Below are 17,721 nucleotides of genomic sequence, written 5' to 3' on the forward strand. Positions count from 1 at the left end.
CCATGTCCTCGCTGCTGCAGTTGACGGATACCCAGATAAGCACCTGGGTCGCGACGTTCATGTTGCCGCTGTTCCGCGTCGGCGCCTTGCTGATGGTCATGCCGGTGTTCGGCACCGCCCTGGTCCCCAAGCGCATCCGACTGTATTTCGCCCTTGCCATCACCGTGGTCATCGCACCGAACCTGCCACCCATGCCGCCAGTGAGCGCGCTAGATTTGAGCGGGCTGCTGCTGATTGCCGAGCAGATCCTCGTCGGCGCGATACTGGGATTCTCCCTGCAGCTGTTTTTCCAGGCTTTCGTGGTGGCGGGGCAGATTGTCGCGATCCAGATGGGCATGGGGTTCGCCTCGATGGTCGACCCAACCAACGGTGTGTCGGTGGCGGTGATCGGGCAGTTCTTCACCATGCTGGTGACACTGATGTTCCTGGCCATGAACGGCCATCTGGTGGTGTTTGAGGTGCTCACCGAAAGCTTCACCACGTTGCCCGTCGGTAGCGGCTTGATGGTCAATCATTTCTGGGAGCTGGCCGGCAAACTCGGCTGGGTGCTCGGCGCGGCGCTGTTGCTGGTGCTGCCGGCGATCACCGCGCTGCTGGTGGTCAACATCGCGTTTGGCGTGATGACCCGCGCCGCGCCGCAGCTGAACATTTTCTCTATCGGCTTCCCGCTGACCCTGGTGCTCGGGCTGTTTATCGTCTGGGTCGGGCTGGCGGACATCATCAATCAGTATCAACCGCTGGCCACCGAAGCCCTGCAGTTTTTACGCGAACTGGCAAAGGCGCGCTGAGTCATGGCTGAGAGCGAAAGCGGTCAGGACAAAACAGAAGACCCCACGGAGAAAAAGAAAAAGGATGCCCGTGAAAAGGGTGAGATTGCGCGCTCCAAAGAACTCAACACCCTGGCGATCATGCTCGCCGGTGCCGGTGCGCTGCTGGTCTTCGGAGGGGCGCTTGCCCAGGAAATGATGGACTTGATGCGCCTGAACTTTTCCCTGTCGCGCGACGTGGTGCTGGATCAACGTGCGATGGGAACCTATCTGCTGCACTCGGGGCAGATCGCCTTGCTGGCGATTCAGCCGGTGATGATCACCTTGCTCCTGGCGGCGTTGATCGGGCCGATCTCTCTCGGGGGCTGGCTGTTCTCCGCCGGCACCATGGCGCCGAAGTTCAGCCGCATGAACCCCGGTGCCGGCCTCAAGCGTATGTTCTCGGGTAAGGCCGTGGCCGAACTGCTCAAGGCGCTGGCGAAGTTCTTCATCGTGCTGTTCGTGGCCCTTGTGGTGTTGTCGGCGGATATCGACGACCTGTTACGCATCGCCCATGAACCTCTGGAACGGGCGATCACTCATAGCCTGCAAGTGGTCGGCTGGAGCAGCCTGTGGATGGCCTGCGGGCTGATCATTATCGCCGCCGTGGACGTGCCGATACAGCTGTGGGAAAGCATCAAGAAACTGAAGATGACCAAGCAGGAAGTGCGCGACGAGCATAAGGATCAGGAAGGGCGGCCGGAGGTCAAGCAGCGGATTCGTCAGTTGCAGCGCGAAATGTCCCAGCGGCGGATGATGGCGAAGATTCCCGAGGCGGATGTGGTCATCACCAACCCGACCCACTACGCCGTGGCCCTCAAGTACGATCCGGAGAAGGGTAATGCACCGGTGTTGCTGGCCAAGGGCAGTGACTTCCTGGCCCTGAAAATCCGTGAGATCGCGGCGGCCAACGAGATCCTGTTGCTGGAGTCGCCGGCGCTGGCGCGGTCGATTTACTACTCCACCGAACTTGAGCAGGAAATTCCCGGCGGGCTCTATCTGGCAGTCGCGCAGGTGCTGGCTTACGTCTATCAGATTCGACAGTACCGGGCGGGCAAGGGCAAGCGACCGGATCCGCTCAAGGATGATCTGCCGATTCCGCCGGATTTGCGCCGCGATTCCTGAGTATTGCGCAGTCGTTGACGGCCTCTTCGCGAGCAAGCCCGCTCCCACAGGTTCGGCGAACTCCTGKGGGMGSGGGCTTGCTCGCGAAGAGGCCAGTCCAGGCAGTACATATCCCCCTGAAAAAACACTCTATTTCTCCCTTTGCAAAAGTTGGAAAGCTTCTTGCAGTAGCCGCCCTGCGCCCGCTTCAGGCGTCAAAAGTTTGCTTTAAAGGAACGGGGAAAACCGGTGGATCGCTCTCAGTTAATCAACAGTGCCCGCAGCAACATTGCCGACCTCAGTCGAGGCAATCTGGGCGTGCCGCTGTTGTTGCTGGTCATGCTGGCGATGATGATGCTGCCGGTGCCGCCGTTCCTGCTGGACGTGTTCTTCACCTTCAACATTGCGCTGTCCATTGTCGTTCTGTTGGTCTGCGTCTACGCCTTGCGCCCGCTGGATTTCGCGGTGTTCCCGACCATTCTGCTGGTGGCGACGCTGTTGCGTCTGGCGTTGAACGTGGCCTCCACGCGGGTGGTCATGCTCCACGGCCAGGATGGTCACGCCGCTGCCGGTAAAGTGATCCAGGCCTTCGGTGAGGTGGTGATCGGCGGCAACTACGTGGTTGGTATCGTGGTCTTCGCGATCTTGATGATCATCAACTTCGTCGTGGTGACCAAGGGTGCGGGGCGGATTTCCGAGGTGAGCGCGCGTTTCACCCTCGATGCGATGCCCGGCAAGCAAATGGCAATCGACGCCGACCTCAACGCCGGCCTGATCGATCAGGCCCAGGCCAAGGCCCGCCGCTCGGAAGTCGCCCAGGAAGCCGAGTTCTACGGCTCCATGGACGGTGCCAGCAAATTCGTCCGTGGTGACGCCATTGCCGGCCTGTTGATCCTGTTCATCAACCTGATCGGCGGCATGGCGGTCGGTATCTTCCAGCACAATATGACGTTTGCCGATGCCGGCAAGGTTTACGCACTGCTGACCATCGGTGACGGTTTGGTGGCGCAATTGCCATCACTGTTGTTATCGACAGCGGCCGCGATCATGGTGACCCGTGCTTCCGGTTCGGAAGACATGGGCAAGCAAATCAATCGCCAGATGTTCGCCTCGCCCAAAGCCTTGGCCGTTTCGGCCGGCCTGATGGCGGTGATGGGTCTGGTGCCCGGTATGCCGCATTTTTCCTTCCTGACCATGGCTGCACTGGCGGCGGGTGGCGCGTACCTGTTCTGGAGAAAGCAAAACGTCGCCAAGGTGCAGGCCCTGCAAGAGGTCAAGCGCCAGCAGGAGCTGCTGCCGTCGCCGGCCCGCGCCCAGGAAACCAAGGAGCTTGGTTGGGATGACGTGACGCCCATCGACATGATCGGCCTGGAAGTGGGTTATCGCCTGATTCCGCTGGTGGACCGCAACCAGGGCGGCCAGTTGCTGGCACGGATCAAGGGGGTGCGCAAGAAGCTGTCCCAGGATCTGGGCTTCCTGATGCCGACCGTGCATATCCGCGACAACCTCGACCTGGCGCCAAGTGCCTATCGCCTGACCCTCATGGGGGTGATCCTGGCTGAAGCGGAGATTTACCCGGATCGTGAGCTGGCGATCAACCCGGGGCAGGTCTACGGCACGCTCAATGGCATTACCGCCAAAGATCCGGCTTTCGGTCTGGAGGCGGTCTGGATCGAAATCAGCCAGCGTGCCCAGGCGCAATCCCTCGGTTATACGGTGGTCGATGCCAGTACGGTCGTGGCTACCCACTTGAACCAGATACTCTACAAGCATTCCAGTGAACTGATCGGTCACGAAGAAGTGCAGCAACTCATGCAGTTACTGGCCAAAAGCTCGCCGAAACTGGCCGAGGAACTGGTGCCGGGGGTGGTTTCGCTGTCGCAGCTGCTCAAGGTGTTGCAAGCGCTGTTGGCCGAACAAGTGCCTGTGCGCGATATCCGCAGCATTGCCGAGGCCATCGCCAACAATGCCGCCAAGAGTCAAGATACCGCCGCTCTGGTGGCCGCCGTGCGTGTTGGCGTATCCCGTGCAATCGTGCAAAGCATTGTCGGCACTGAGTCGGAGCTGCCAGTTATCACGCTGGAGCCAAGGTTGGAACAGATATTGCTCAATAGTCTGCAAAAGGCAGGGCAAGGCTCGGAAGAGGGCGTTCTGCTGGAGCCAAGCATGGCTGAGAAGCTGCAACGCTCGCTGATCGACGCAGCGCAGCGCCAGGAGATGCAAGGTCAGCCGGTGATTCTGCTGGTGGCCGGTCCGGTTCGCGCGATGCTCTCGCGATTCGGCCGGCTCGCAGTCCCGGGTTTGCACGTGTTGGCTTACCAGGAAATCCCTGACAACAAGCAAGTGACCATCGTTGCGACAGTAGGGCCCAACGGCTGAGGTAGTGGTTTATGCAAGTTAAGCGTTTTTTCGCCGCCGATATGCGTCAGGCCATGAAGCTGGTTCGCGATGAGCTGGGCGCTGATGCCGCCATCATTGGCAACCGCCGGATCGCCGGTGGTGTCGAGCTGACGGCTGCGCTGGATTACAAGTTGTCGGCATTGGCGCCGCGGGTTCCGAACATGGAGCTCGAAGACGAGCTGCGCAAGACTCAGTCGCGGATCGTCACCGCCCAGGCCGAATTGAGCCTGCGCGGCGAGGGCGAGAGCGACAAGAGCACCAACCGCCAGTTGTTCGCCGGCCTGCCGCTGACCGCCGCCGAGCCGCTGATCGAGCCGACGTACACCGAACCCCGTCGTCCTGCACCGGCTGCGGCACCCACCTCCACAGGCGTGGACCCGCGTGCGTTCGACTCGATGCGTTTCGAACTCAACAGCCTGCGCGAACTCATGGAAGTCCAGCTGGGCTCCCTGGCCTGGAATCAGCTGCAGGGCAGCCGTCCGGACCAGGCCAACCTCTGGCGTCGCCTGCAACGCATTGGCCTGTCTGGCCCGCTGTCGCGCGACCTGCTGGCGCTGATTGGCGAAATCGAAGAACCCCGTCAGGCCTGGCGCATGTTGCTGGCTCACCTGGCGCGCATGATCGCTACGCCGGAAGTCGAGCCACTGGAAGAGGGCGGTGTGATCGCCATGGTCGGCCCGGCCGGCATGGGCAAGACCACCACCCTGGCCAAGCTAGCCGCCCGTTACGTGCTCAAGTACGGCGCGCAGAACATTGCGCTGGTGAGCATGGACAGCTTCCGCATCGGTGCCCAGGAGCAGCTCAAGACCCTGGGGCGCATACTCAATGTGTCGGTGACCCACGTCGATCCGGGCCAGTCCCTGGTGCAGGCTCTGGAACCCTTGCTGCGCAAGCGCGTGGTGCTGATCGATACCGCCGGCCTGCAGGCCAGCGATCCGGCCCTGCGCATGCAGCTCGAAAGCCTGGCCGGTCGTGGCATCCGCTCGAAAAATTATCTGGTCCTGGCAACCACCAGCCAAAAACAGGTTCTAACCGCCGCGTACCACAGTTACAAGCGTTGCGGGCTCGCTGGCTGCATCCTGACTAAACTGGATGAAACGGCTAGTCTGGGTGAGGTGTTGAGCCTTGCCATCAGTCATGAGCTGCCGGTGGCGTACCTGACCGATGGTCCGCGGATTCCGGATGATCTCCATCTGCCGCGTCGTCACCAGTTGGTCAGTCGCGCCGTGAGTGTGCAAATGCAGGAAGAACCCAGCGAAGAAGCCATGGCTGACATGTTCGCTGACATCTACCACAGCCCGACCAAGCAGGTTGGCTGAGGTAATAATGAACAGTTTTTGTACCTACATCGATGGTCTGCCATGCATTGTTCCGTTTGCGAACGCGCAGCCAGTAATGTGGCCTCCGTCTATGCAAGACAAGGTAAAGAAATAACATGGGCAGCATGCATCCCGTACAGGTGATCGCGGTGACCGGCGGCAAAGGTGGCGTCGGGAAAACTAACGTGTCAGTGAACTTGTCCCTGGCTTTGGCTGAGCTTGGCCGGCGCGTCATGTTGCTGGACGCCGACCTGGGGTTGGCGAACGTCGACGTTCTACTGGGCCTGACACCCAAACGTACCCTGGCCGACGTGATCGAGGGCCGCTGCGAACTGCGCGATGTACTGCTGCAGGGACCAGGCGGCATTCGTATCGTTCCGGCCGCATCCGGCACTCAGAGCATGGTGCATCTGAGCCCTGCGCAGCACGCCGGTCTGATCCAGGCCTTCAGTGATATCGGCGATAACCTCGACGTATTGGTGATCGACACCGCTGCGGGCATTGGTGACTCGGTCGTCAGCTTCGTTCGTGCAGCCCAGGAAGTGCTGCTGGTGGTGTGCGACGAGCCGACCTCGATTACCGATGCCTACGCCTTGATCAAGTTGCTCAATCGCGACTACGGCATGAACCGCTTCCGCGTTCTGGCCAACATGGCCCAGAGCCCGCAGGAAGGGCGCAACCTGTTCGCCAAGTTGACCAAGGTCACGGATCGCTTCCTCGACGTCGCCCTGCAATATGTCGGCGCGGTGCCCTACGACGAAAGCGTGCGCAAGGCCGTGCAGAAACAGCGCGCCGTCTACGAGGCCTTCCCGCGTTCCAAGTGCTCGCTGGCGTTCAAGGCCATCGCACAGAAGGTCGATACCTGGCCACTGCCTGCCAACCCGCGCGGGCACCTGGAGTTTTTCGTCGAGCGCCTCGTGCAGCAGACAGCAGGACCTGTGCTATGACAGCCAGCGGTTACAACCTCTACAAAGCATCGGCACGTGATGCGCAGTACGAGCTGATCGAGCGTTATGCGCCGCTGGTTAAACGCATTGCCTACCACTTGCTGGCGCGCTTGCCGGCCAGTGTCCAGGTTGAAGACCTGATCCAGGCCGGGATGATCGGCCTGCTTGAAGTGTCGACCAAATATGACGCCGGCAAAGGCGCCAGTTTCGAGACGTACGCGGGCATTCGAATCCGCGGCGCCATGCTCGATGAAGTGCGCAAGGGGGACTGGGCGCCACGTTCGGTTCACCGCAATACGCGCATGGTCAGCGACGCCATTCGCTCGATTGAAGCGAAAACCGGCCGTGATGCTAAAGATCACGAAGTTGCGGCCGAACTCCAATTGAGTCTCGACGATTACTACGGAATTTTGAACGACACCCTGGGCAGCCGGCTGTTCAGTTTCGACGATCTGTTGCAGGACGGCGAACACGAAGGGCTGCACGAGGATGGCGCGAGTGCTCATCTCGAGCCGTCACGCGATCTGGAAGATGAACGCTTCCAGGCTGCGCTGGCGGATGCGATTGCCAATTTGCCGGAGCGTGAGCGACTGGTGTTGGCGCTGTACTACGACGAAGAGTTGAACCTCAAGGAAATCGGTGAGGTCCTGGGGGTCAGCGAATCTCGGGTCAGCCAGTTACACAGCCAGTGCGCGGCCCGTTTGCGGGGGCGTTTGGGGGAGTGGCGAGCGCGCTGAAGGCAGTGTGGGGGACACTGTGAACGAAGCTGGTGTGGTGTTGAACTGCGCCGGTCTCGATCTGTTGTGCTCCAGACAGTCATTGAGTGCTTTGCCGGATTGATTGAAATGGCGCGTCCAGGTGCTGGGCGCGTTTAAGACTGCTTGGAGGTCGAATTGGACAAGAACATGAAAATCCTCATCGTTGATGACTTCTCAACGATGCGGCGGATCATCAAGAACCTGCTGCGTGACCTTGGGTTCACCAACACCGTCGAGGCCGACGATGGCACTACCGCCATTCCGGTGCTCAACAGCGGAAGCATCGACTTTCTGGTTACGGACTGGAACATGCCTGGCATGACCGGTATCGATCTGCTGCGCCACGTGCGTGCCGATGAAAAGCTCAAGCACCTGCCGGTGCTGATGGTGACCGCTGAAGCCAAGCGTGAGCAGATCATCGAAGCGGCCCAGGCCGGCGTTAACGGCTATGTGGTCAAGCCCTTCACGGCCCAGGCGTTGAAAGAAAAAATCGAGAAGATTTTCGAACGCATCGGTTGATGAGTGCGCCACGGGGGAGCTATGGGCAATAACGAAACTTCATTGGGCGACTTTGAATCGACCCTGAAAAAACACGCCGTCGAATTGGTCGCGAGCCTTGAAAAAGGCAAGTTCGGCGATGCGGTGCAATTGATCCATGAGCTCAACCAGACCCGTGACCGCGGCCTGTATCAGGAGGTGGGCAAGCTCACTCGCGAGCTGCATAGCGCGATCGTCAATTTCCAGATTGACCCGCACATGCCGCAAGCCGAAGAAGTGTCGCAGATCACCGACGCCACCGAGCGTCTGGGGTATGTGGTCAAGCTGACCGAGGCCGCGGCCAACCGCACCATGGATCTGGTGGAGAATGCCACGCCGCTGGTCAACAGCCTGGCGGATGAAGCCCAGGCCTTGAGCACGGACTGGGGGCGCTTCATGCGTCGTGAAGTCGGCGCTGAAGAGTTTCGTGAACTGGCCCGGCGGGTCGACGGTTTCCTGGTGCGCAGCGGCACGGACAATCGCGCGGTGTCGGGCAACCTGAACGACATCCTGCTCGCCCAGGATTACCAGGACCTCACAGGGCAAGTGATCAAGCGCGTGACCCAGTTGGTCACCGAAGTTGAAAGCAACCTGCTCAAGCTCGTGCTGATGGCCAGTCAGGTGGACCGCTTTGCGGGCATCGAACATGACCGTGAAGCGATGCTTGCTGAAAAAGATCCACAAAAACATCTCTCTCAGGGTGAAGGTCCGCAGATTCATGCCGATAAAAGAGAAGACGTTGTGTCCGGTCAGGACGATGTGGACGATTTGCTATCCAGCCTAGGGTTTTAGAACTTTAGGTATTTTAGGTTTTTAGACCTGTTAGGAGCACCCCCCTGATGAGCTTCGGCGCCGATGAAGAGATCCTTCAGGATTTCCTGGTTGAGGCCGGCGAGATTCTTGAGCAACTGTCCGAGCAACTGGTCGAGCTGGAAAGCCGGCCGGATGATGCGGATTTGCTCAATGCAATTTTTCGCGGTTTTCACACTGTAAAAGGGGGCGCCGGCTTCCTCCAGCTCAATGAGCTGGTGGAGTGCTGCCACATCGCCGAGAACGTGTTCGACATCCTGCGCAAGGGTGAGCGGCGCGTCGATTCGGAACTGATGGACGTGGTTCTCGAAGCGCTGGACGCGGTGAACAGCATGTTCAGCGAAGTCCGCGAGCGCAGCCCGATCACGGCTGCGACACCTGAATTGCTTGCGGCATTGGCCCGTCTGGCCGAGCCGCAATCGGCTGACGAGGTGGCCTCTGCGCCTGTTGCTGCCGCGGTCGAAGCGCCCGTGGCTGAAACCGATTCGGGCGACATCACTGACAATGAATTTGAGCAGTTGCTGGACTCGCTGAATGCCGTCAAGGCCCAGGCTGAGGCTCCGGCAGTTGCGCAGGCGCTTGCCAGCGAGACGGCCGCCAGCGACGAAATCACCGATGCCGAGTTCGAGTCATTGCTCGATCAACTGCATGGTAAAGGCCAGTTCGCCGTCGATGCGGTGGTCCCGGCGCCCGTTGCGCCCGTTGCGCCCGTTGCGCCAGAGGCCCCGAAGGCGGCAGGCGACAGTTCCGATATTACCGACGACGAATTCGAAGCACTGCTCGACCAACTGCACGGCAAGGGCAACTTTGCTGTCGAGGCACTGGAATCGGCCATTGCTTCAGTACCTGCCCCCGCAGCCCCAAGCGCGGTGGCGGCCGGCAGCGATCTGATTTCCGATCACGAGTTCGAAGCGCTGCTCGACGAACTGCACGGCAAAGGCAAGTTCAGCGAAGTCGGCACCGCGGCTGTGGCCAACGGTTCGAACGCTTCTGTTGCGGCACCGGCAGCCAAGGCTGCGGCGCCCAAACCTGTGGCCAAGGCACCGGAGCCAAAAGCCCAGGCGCCGGCCCCGGCAGCCGCTGCTGCACCGGCTGCTGCACCGGCTGCTGCACTGGCATCGTCCCGCGCTCCGGCCGCGCCACCGGCAGAAAAACCGGCCAGTGAAGCCGAGACCACCGTGCGGGTCGATACTGCGCGCCTCGACGAAATCATGAACATGGTCGGCGAGCTGGTGCTGGTGCGTAACCGCCTGGTCCGTCTGGGCCTCAACAGCGGTGACGAAGCCATGTCCAAGGCCGTGTCGAACCTCGACGTGGTCACCGCCGACCTGCAAACCGCGGTCATGAAGACCCGGATGCAACCGATCAAGAAAGTCTTCGGGCGCTTCCCGCGCCTGGTTCGCGACCTGGCTCGCCAGCTCAAGAAAGAGATCAACCTGGAACTGGTCGGCGAAGAAACCGACCTCGACAAGAACCTCGTCGAGGCCCTGGCCGATCCGTTGGTGCACTTGGTGCGCAACGCGGTCGACCACGGCATCGAATCGCCGGAAGAACGCGAAGCCTCGGGCAAGGCCCGTGGTGGCAAGGTCATCCTGGCGGCCGAGCAGGAGGGCGATCACATCCTGCTGTCGATCTCCGATGACGGTAAAGGCATGGACCCGAACGTCTTGCGTTCCATCGCGGTTAAACGCGGTGTGATGGACAAGGACGCGGCAGACCGACTGAGCGATACCGAGTGCTACAACCTGATCTTCGCCCCGGGTTTCTCGACCAAGACTGAGATCTCCGACGTATCGGGTCGTGGCGTGGGCATGGACGTGGTGAAAACCAAGATTTCCCAGCTCAACGGTTCGATCAACATCTACTCGGTCAAGGGCCAGGGTTCGAAGATCGTCATCAAGGTGCCTCTGACCCTGGCGATCATGCCGACGCTGATGGTCATGCTCGGCAACCAGGCGTTTGCGTTCCCGCTGGTGAACGTCAACGAGATCTTCCACCTCGACCTGTCGACCACCAACGTCGTGGACGGCCAGGAAGTGGTGATCGTGCGGGACAAGGCACTGCCACTGTTCTATCTCAAACGCTGGCTGGTCAGCTCCGCCGCTCACGAAGAGCAGCGCGAGGGTCATGTGGTGATCCTTTCGGTGGGCACGCAACGGATCGGCTTTGTCGTCGATCAGCTGGTGGGCCAGGAAGAAGTGGTCATCAAGCCATTGGGCAAAATGCTCCAGGGAACGCCGGGCATGTCCGGCGCCACCATCACCGGTGACGGCCGCATCGCGCTGATTCTCGATGTTCCGAGCATGCTCAAGCGTTACGCCACACGGCGTATTTGATTCTGGTGGAGCGGGGCGCCTGGCCTCGCTCCATCTAATGGAGTGTTTATGGCAGTCAAAGTCCTGGTGGTGGACGATTCGGGGTTTTTCCGCCGCCGCGTCTCGGAAATTCTTTCAGCGGATTCGAATATCCAGGTCGTCGGCACGGCGACCAACGGCAAAGAGGCGATTGATCAGGCGCTGGCCCTCAAGCCCGACGTGATCACCATGGACTACGAGATGCCGATGATGGACGGCATCACTGCCGTGCGGCACATCATGCAACGCTGCCCGACCCCGGTCCTGATGTTCTCCTCGCTGACCCACGAAGGCGCCCGCGTCACCCTCGATGCGCTGGATGCCGGCGCGGTGGACTTCCTGCCGAAGAATTTCGAAGACATCTCGCGCAACCCCGAGAAGGTCAAACAACTGCTGTGCGAGAAGATTCTGAGCATCTCGCGCAGTAATCGTCGTGTCAGTCACTACAGCGCTCCGGCGCCTGTCGCTGCGCCGGCCCCGACGCCTGCGCCTTCGAGCGTGGGCAGCTTTGGCAGCAATGCGCCCGTGCGTCCGGCACCGGCACCGATCCCTGCGCGCGCGCATGCGGCCGCCCCTTCGTCGCCCGCGCCGAAACGCAAAAACTACAAACTGGTGGCCATCGGTACGTCCACCGGCGGCCCGGTTGCCCTGCAACGGGTGTTGACCCAATTGCCGGCCAACTTCCCGGCCCCGATCGTGCTGGTTCAACATATGCCGGCCGCCTTCACCAAGGCCTTCGCCGAGCGCCTGGACAAGCTCTGCCGCAYCAGCGTCAAGGAAGCCGAGGATGGTGACATCCTGCGTCCGGGCCTGGCGCTGCTGGCACCGGGTGGCAAGCAAATGATGATCGACGGCCGCGGCGCAGTGAAAATCCTCCCGGGTGACGAGCGTCTCAATTACAAGCCGTGCGTGGACATCACATTCGGTTCGGCAGCCAAGTCCTACGGTGACAAAGTTCTGGCGGTCGTCCTGACCGGCATGGGCGCCGATGGCCGTGAAGGCGCGCGCCTGCTCAAGCAGGGCGGCAGTTCGATCTGGGCGCAGGACGAAGCCAGTTGCGTGATCTACGGCATGCCGATGGCCATCGTCAAAGCTGAGCTCGCCGACGCGGTGTACAGCCTGGACGACATCGGCAAGCACCTGGTCGAGGCGTGCATCTGATGGATGTTCTAAGCCTGATCGGCATCATCATGGCCTTTGTCGCCATCATCGGCGGCAACTACCTTGAAGGCGGTCATCTGGGCGCCCTGGCCAACGGCCCGGCAGCACTGATCGTGCTCGGCGGCACCATTGGCGCGGCGCTGCTGCAATCGCCGATGAGCGCCTTCAAGCGTGCCATGCAGATCCTCGCGTGGATCCTGTTTCCGCCCCGTGTCGACCTGGCCGGTGGCATCGACCGCGTGGTGAACTGGAGCCTGACGGCACGCAAGGAAGGCCTGCTCGGCCTGGAAAGTATCGCCGACGCCGAACCCGACAATTACGCGCGCAAAGGCCTGCAATTGCTGGTGGATGGCGCCGAACCAGAAGCGATCCGCAGCATTCTGGAAGTGGATTTCTACACCCAGGAAGCCCGCGACATCGAAGCCGCCAAGGTCTTTGAAAGCATGGGCGGCTATGCGCCGACCATCGGTATCATCGGTGCGGTGATGGGCCTGATTCACGTCATGGGCAACCTGGGTGATCCGTCGCAACTGGGTAACGGTATCGCCGTGGCCTTCGTCGCCACCATCTACGGCGTGGCCAGTGCCAACCTGGTGCTGCTGCCGATTGCCGCCAAACTCAAATCCATCGCGTTGCGCCAGTCGCGGTATCGCGAAATGTTGCTGGAAGGGATCCTGTCGATCGCCGAAGGTGAAAACCCTCGTTCCATTGAGTTGAAGCTTCAGGGCTTCATGGATTGATGGGAGACATGGATCATGGCACGTCGTCGCCAGCATGAAGAGCATGTAAACCATGAACGTTGGCTGGTTTCCTAYGCCGACTTCATCACATTGCTGTTCGCTTTTTTCGTGGTGATGTACTCGATTTCGTCGATCAACGAAGGCAAGTACAAGGTCATTTCCGAAGCGTTGATCGGCGTCTTCACCGACACTGATCGCGCACTCAAGCCGATCCCCATCGGTGACGAGCGGCCGAAGACCGTGACCCCGGCCAAGCCGTTGGTCAAGGACAGTGACCAGGTCGATGCCGGTGTCGCCGGCGCCAGCGATCCGTTGAAAAGCATCGCCGACGATATCAGCGCGGCGTTCGGTGACCTGATCAGCTCCAGTCAGATGACCGTGCGCGGTAACGAACTGTGGGTCGAGATCGAGCTCAATTCCAGCCTGTTGTTCGGCAGCGGCGATGCCATGCCCAGCGACATCGCATTCAACATCATCGACAAGGTCGCCGCGATCCTGAAGCCGTTCGACAACCCGATTCATGTCGAAGGTTTCACCGACGATCAACCGATCCGCACCGCGCAGTATCCCACCAACTGGGAGCTGTCCTCAGCCCGCTCGGCCAGCATCGTGCGCATGCTGGCGATGCAAGGGGTGAACCCCGGTCGCCTGGCTTCGGTGGGCTACGGCGAGTTTCAGCCGGTGGCCAACAATGCCACCGCTGAAGGTCGCGCCCGCAACCGTCGCGTGGTGTTGGTGGTGTCGCGCAACCTCGATGTTCGCCGCAGCCTGACCGGCACCGGAACCGCCCATGCGCAACCGGATGCCGCATTGAAGCGTGCTGGCACACAAACTGCACCGACCCCGGTCAAGTCGCCGGTACGAGAGAGCGCCGTCAATTCTCCGTCACCCGCATTAACACGTTGAGCTATTTCTCGGCCGATCCGTGCGGCCGGGAGGAACAATCCGAATGAGAGTCTGGGCAGTCGCCAATCAAAAGGGTGGTGTTGGTAAAACCACTTCCTCCATCGCTTTAGCCGGTTTACTGGCGGAGGCGGGCAAGCGCGTGGTCGTGGTCGATCTCGACCCCCACGGCTCGATGACCAGCTACTTCGGCTACGACCCCGACGCCCTGGAGCACAGCAGCTACGACCTGTTTCTGCACAAGGGCAACGTACCGCAAGGACTGCCGGGTCAACTGCTGCTGTCGACCAGTGACGAACGCATCTCCCTGTTGCCGTCCAGCACCGCGCTGGCCACCCTTGAGCGCCAGTCGCCGGGGCAGAGTGGTTTGGGCCTGGTGATTGCCAAGAGCCTGGCGCAACTGTGGCAGGACTTCGATTACGCCGTGATCGACAGCCCGCCATTGCTCGGTGTGCTGATGGTCAATGCCTTGGCGGCGAGCCAGCAACTGGTGATTCCGGTGCAGACCGAACACCTGGCAGTCAAAGGCCTTGAGCGCATGGTCAACACCCTGGCGATGATCAACCGCTCGCGCAAACAGGCGTTGCCCTTCACCATCGTGCCGACACTGTTTGACCGGCGCACCCAGGCGTCCCTCGGGACGTTGCGCGTGCTGCGCGACAAATTCCCCGACGAAATCTGGCAGGGCTACATCCCGGTGGACACGCGTCTGCGTGATGCCAGCCGTGCCGGGCTGACGCCTTCGCAGTTCGACGGCAAGAGCCGTGGTGTTCTGGCTTATCGCGCATTGCTCAAGCACCTGTTGGCGGCACAACTTGTTCCGCAGGTGGCGTGATATGACCTCGATCCCTGTAGGAGCGAGCCTGCTCGCGATGGTCGTCAACGATGACGCGGGAAACCTGGCACCCCGTGGCGCTCTCAGGTTCATCGCGAGCAAGTCGAATCGTCGCACCGTCGCCCCTACAGGTGCGTGCGGATGAACCGGCCATTGAAGACCACATTACGCCCGCAATTGGCGTTGCAGTCGTATCTGGACAGCCTGCTGCAGKACGTGACCGAAGAGTTGACGCTGCCCCTGGAGGAAGTGGCCGAGGAGATCGCCGCCGAAGCGGTGCTGGACGAATTCCAGGCAGCGGTGCTCGAAGAGCAGGCCCGTGATGCCGCGGCGGCCGCGCCGGTGCCGGCATCCGTAGCGCCAGTGTTCAAGGCGCCGGTGATCGAAGCCCCGGCGCCAGTCATGGCGTCCGTTTCGACCATCGCTCCGCTGCTGCAAGCCTTGGTACCGCCACCTGTTGAAGCGCAGCCAGTCGCTGTCGAAGTGCCGCAAACCCTGGTACCGCCAGTCGTCGAAGTGCATCTGCCACCGAGCAATACGCCGCCCCCGGTGGAAACCGACGGTCGTCCGTCCTGGGCTGCCGAGCCTTTCGAATGCCTGCTGTTCGATGTCGCCGGCTTGACCCTGGCAGTGCCGCTGGTGTGCCTGGGGTCGATTTACTCCCTGGCCGGTCACGAGCTGACGCCGTTGTTCGGCCAGCCGGAATGGTTCCTGGGCATCCTGCCGAGCCAGGCCGGCAACCTCAAAGTGCTCGATACCGCGCGCTGGGTCATGCCCGACCGTTACCGCGACGATTTCAAGCAGGGTCTGCAATACGTGATTTCGGTCCAGGGCTATGAATGGGGCCTGGCGGTGCATCAGGTCAGCCGCTCGTTGCGTCTGGACCCGAATGAAATCAAATGGAGAAGTCATCGGGGTCAGCGGCCATGGCTCGCCGGCACGGTGATTGAACACATGTGCGCCTTGCTCGACGTCGCCTCATTGGCCGAGTTGATCGCCAGTGGCGGGGCAAAGCACATGTCCGGCAGCAAGCCGAACCACAAACCGACAAACATTAGATAAACAACAGGCGACGTCACTCGATGGCGTTGCACGGAACACACACCGCCAGGGCGGTTTCTTGAGGGGTCAGGGTATGAATGACAAGGCAACGGCGGCAAAAGGTTCCGAAGATCCGATCCTGCAATGGGTCACCTTCAAGCTGGACAACGAGACCTACGGCATCAACGTGATGCGCGTTCAGGAAGTCCTGCGTTACACCGAAATCGCCCCGGTCCCGGGTGCCCCGAGCTACGTGCTGGGCATCATCAACCTGCGTGGCAACGTGGTGACCGTGATCGACACCCGTCAGCGCTTCGGCCTGATGAATGCCGAGATCAGCGACAACACCCGTATCGTCATCATCGAAGCCGACAAGCAGGTTGTCGGGATCATGGTCGACAGCGTGGCCGAAGTGGTTTACCTGCGTCAGTCGGAAATCGAAACCGCGCCGAACGTGGGTAATGAAGAGTCCGCCAAGTTCATTCAAGGCGTGTGCAACAAGAACAACGAACTGCTCATCCTGGTCGAGCTGGACAAGATGATGAGCGAAGAAGAATGGTCGGAACTGGAGAGTATCTGATTGATTCTCGAGGTTGCGGTCATTGTCCTGTTCCTGTTCTGGGCAGGCACGCTGGCAATGTTCCTGGCGTACATTCGCGGTCAAAAGCAGATCGCCGCACAACAGGCCCAGGGTGATGCATTGCGTGATCAGCGCATCAAGGACCTGGGCAAGCGCGTCGAGGACTACCAGAACGGCAACGTGCGCATGGGCGAAGACCTGCATGAACTGCGCGCGATCGTTGCGCCGTTGCCGGACAAGCTGGCTCAGATGGAACAACGCGATCCTACAAGCCTGTCGTTTGCCCAGGCGGCGCGACTGGTCGGGATGGGCGCCAGCGTCGACGAACTGACCCAGTCCTGCGGCTTGACCCAGGCTGAGGCGGAGTTGATGAGCAAGCTTCACAAGAACTAGTTACCTGTAGGAGCGAGCCTGCTCGCGATGGACATCAACGATTGCGCGGGCTGTCTGAATGAGCGCGTCGCACTTGAGTTCATCGCGAGCAGGCTCGCTCCTACAGTGGTTCTATGTCGGACACAGGACATGTGTTCACCGAAGATCAACTATAGGAGCGTGCTTGCTCCGGGCGGCGTTCCGACGATGGAAGTCAACGATGACGCGGGCCTCCTGAAGAAACACGGCGTTCCGACGATGGCGTCTTCGAATGCGCAGCAATCTTCTCCGCGATCCGACGCATTCCTCTCTATCCTCAGACGGGGATTACGCTGCGGTAATCTCCTGCCTATAGCTTTTTCAGATTCCGCTATCTTGTGATTGCAACCCGCCATCAGTAGTTTGATCATCTTGTTCAAAATATGCAGTGCCAAGGAGGCTCATGATCGACATTTTGCGCGGTGCACCGCTGTGGGTTTATGCGGTTTTTCTGATTCTGACTTATTACGGTGTCATTGCCTGCTTCAAGAGCCACGTGTCGAAAAGGTCATTGCAGATCACTCCGGTGATATTCGTGACCCTGTCCCTGGCTTCGCTGAATCTCTCCCAAGGTGTAGTCATTCCCCTCTCGGCCTACGTACTCGGGCTATGGGCAGGATGGTTACTCGCATTGCGTTTTTACTCGTACACGAATGTGAAGTGCGTGGGAGAAACGTTGGAGTTGGGCGGTACAGTCAAGGTACTGATGGTGTATTGGGGCTTCTTCGCATGGCGTTACTACCTTGGCTATCAGGCAGCGATGTATCCGGAAATGGCCAATGAATTGCCGATGACGGCATGCTCGGCACTGGGGGCTGGCCTTATCAATGGCTTGATTACTGGTCGCAGTCTCAAGCTTTTGCGGTTTTTCAGGTTTGAAGGTGTTACGCAGGTATCAACGAAGACAGTGCACAAGAGCGAGTGAAAGGTTCAGCCGGCTAGTCCCAAAACAACGGGTACGACTCAATCCTGTGGCTTGACCCAGGGTTGATGAGCAAGTTGCATAGGAGCAGCT

The 17,721-nt window shown here is 60.4% G+C and carries 17 protein-coding genes; all 17 read left to right on the forward strand.

Annotated elements, in window-relative coordinates; all coding sequences use genetic code 11:
• The first annotated feature begins 2 nt into the window (after positions 1-2).
• The gene (fliR, locus tag AB4Z35_RS09940) at positions 3-788 is read left to right on the forward strand and encodes a flagellar biosynthetic protein FliR (protein WP_008001749.1); all 786 of its coding nucleotides are present in this window, start codon (positions 3-5) and stop codon (positions 786-788) included.
• A gap of 3 nt (positions 789-791) precedes the next feature.
• Positions 792-1,931, forward strand: a complete 1,140-nt coding sequence (gene flhB / locus AB4Z35_RS09945) for a flagellar biosynthesis protein FlhB (protein WP_442096855.1) — start codon at positions 792-794, stop codon at positions 1,929-1,931.
• 228 nt (positions 1,932-2,159) lie between these two features.
• Positions 2,160-4,289, forward strand: coding sequence for a flagellar biosynthesis protein FlhA (gene flhA / locus AB4Z35_RS09950; protein WP_007975358.1), 2,130 nt, complete (start codon positions 2,160-2,162; stop codon positions 4,287-4,289).
• 11 nt (positions 4,290-4,300) lie between these two features.
• Positions 4,301-5,629, forward strand: coding sequence for a flagellar biosynthesis protein FlhF (flhF, locus tag AB4Z35_RS09955; protein WP_442096856.1), 1,329 nt, complete (start codon positions 4,301-4,303; stop codon positions 5,627-5,629).
• Between the two features lie 116 nt (positions 5,630-5,745).
• Positions 5,746-6,576 carry a flagellar synthesis regulator FleN gene (gene fleN / locus AB4Z35_RS09960; protein WP_008001746.1) on the forward strand — a complete coding sequence of 277 codons (831 nt, stop codon included), beginning with the start codon at positions 5,746-5,748 and terminating at the stop codon, positions 6,574-6,576.
• Positions 6,573-7,313, forward strand: a complete 741-nt coding sequence (gene fliA / locus AB4Z35_RS09965) for an RNA polymerase sigma factor FliA (RefSeq protein ID WP_442096857.1) — start codon at positions 6,573-6,575, stop codon at positions 7,311-7,313. Before fleN ends, fliA begins: the two co-directional genes overlap by 4 nt.
• 168 nt (positions 7,314-7,481) lie before the next feature.
• Positions 7,482-7,853: a chemotaxis response regulator CheY gene (locus AB4Z35_RS09970; protein ID WP_003183998.1), complete on the forward strand. Its 372-nt coding sequence runs from the start codon at positions 7,482-7,484 to the stop codon at positions 7,851-7,853.
• Between the two features lie 21 nt (positions 7,854-7,874).
• On the forward strand, positions 7,875-8,663 hold the full coding sequence (locus AB4Z35_RS09975; protein ID WP_008001744.1) for a protein phosphatase CheZ: 789 nt from the start codon (positions 7,875-7,877) through the stop codon (positions 8,661-8,663).
• 47 nt (positions 8,664-8,710) lie between these two features.
• Entirely contained in the window at positions 8,711-11,017 is a 2,307-nt protein-coding gene (locus tag AB4Z35_RS09980) for a chemotaxis protein CheA (protein WP_442096858.1), read from the forward strand.
• Between the two features lie 48 nt (positions 11,018-11,065).
• Entirely contained in the window at positions 11,066-12,196 is a 1,131-nt protein-coding gene (locus AB4Z35_RS09985; protein ID WP_442096859.1) for a protein-glutamate methylesterase/protein-glutamine glutaminase, read from the forward strand.
• Positions 12,196-12,936: a flagellar motor protein gene (locus AB4Z35_RS09990; RefSeq protein WP_442096860.1), complete on the forward strand. Its 741-nt coding sequence runs from the start codon at positions 12,196-12,198 to the stop codon at positions 12,934-12,936. The genes AB4Z35_RS09985 and AB4Z35_RS09990 overlap by 1 nt, the downstream gene beginning before the upstream one ends.
• Before the next feature lie 15 nt (positions 12,937-12,951).
• Positions 12,952-13,842, forward strand: coding sequence for a flagellar motor protein MotD (gene motD / locus AB4Z35_RS09995; RefSeq protein ID WP_442096861.1), 891 nt, complete (start codon positions 12,952-12,954; stop codon positions 13,840-13,842).
• Between the two features lie 43 nt (positions 13,843-13,885).
• Positions 13,886-14,674 (forward strand): ParA family protein, encoded by a 789-nt coding sequence (locus tag AB4Z35_RS10000; RefSeq protein WP_008000390.1) that lies wholly within the window; start codon positions 13,886-13,888, stop codon positions 14,672-14,674.
• A 141-nt stretch (positions 14,675-14,815) separates the two neighbouring features.
• Positions 14,816-15,736 (forward strand): CheW domain-containing protein, encoded by a 921-nt coding sequence (locus tag AB4Z35_RS10005; RefSeq protein ID WP_442096862.1) that lies wholly within the window; start codon positions 14,816-14,818, stop codon positions 15,734-15,736.
• A gap of 73 nt (positions 15,737-15,809) precedes the next feature.
• The gene (locus AB4Z35_RS10010) at positions 15,810-16,295 is read left to right on the forward strand and encodes a chemotaxis protein CheW (RefSeq protein ID WP_007980742.1); all 486 of its coding nucleotides are present in this window, start codon (positions 15,810-15,812) and stop codon (positions 16,293-16,295) included.
• Positions 16,296-16,688: a DUF2802 domain-containing protein gene (locus AB4Z35_RS10015; RefSeq protein ID WP_008000395.1), complete on the forward strand. Its 393-nt coding sequence runs from the start codon at positions 16,296-16,298 to the stop codon at positions 16,686-16,688.
• 421 nt (positions 16,689-17,109) lie between these two features.
• Entirely contained in the window at positions 17,110-17,631 is a 522-nt protein-coding gene (locus AB4Z35_RS10020) for a hypothetical protein (protein ID WP_442096863.1), read from the forward strand.
• Positions 17,632-17,721: the final 90 nt, after the last annotated feature.

The organism is Pseudomonas sp. KB_15 (genome assembly GCF_052114525.1).
Taxonomy (GTDB): domain Bacteria; phylum Pseudomonadota; class Gammaproteobacteria; order Pseudomonadales; family Pseudomonadaceae; genus Aquipseudomonas.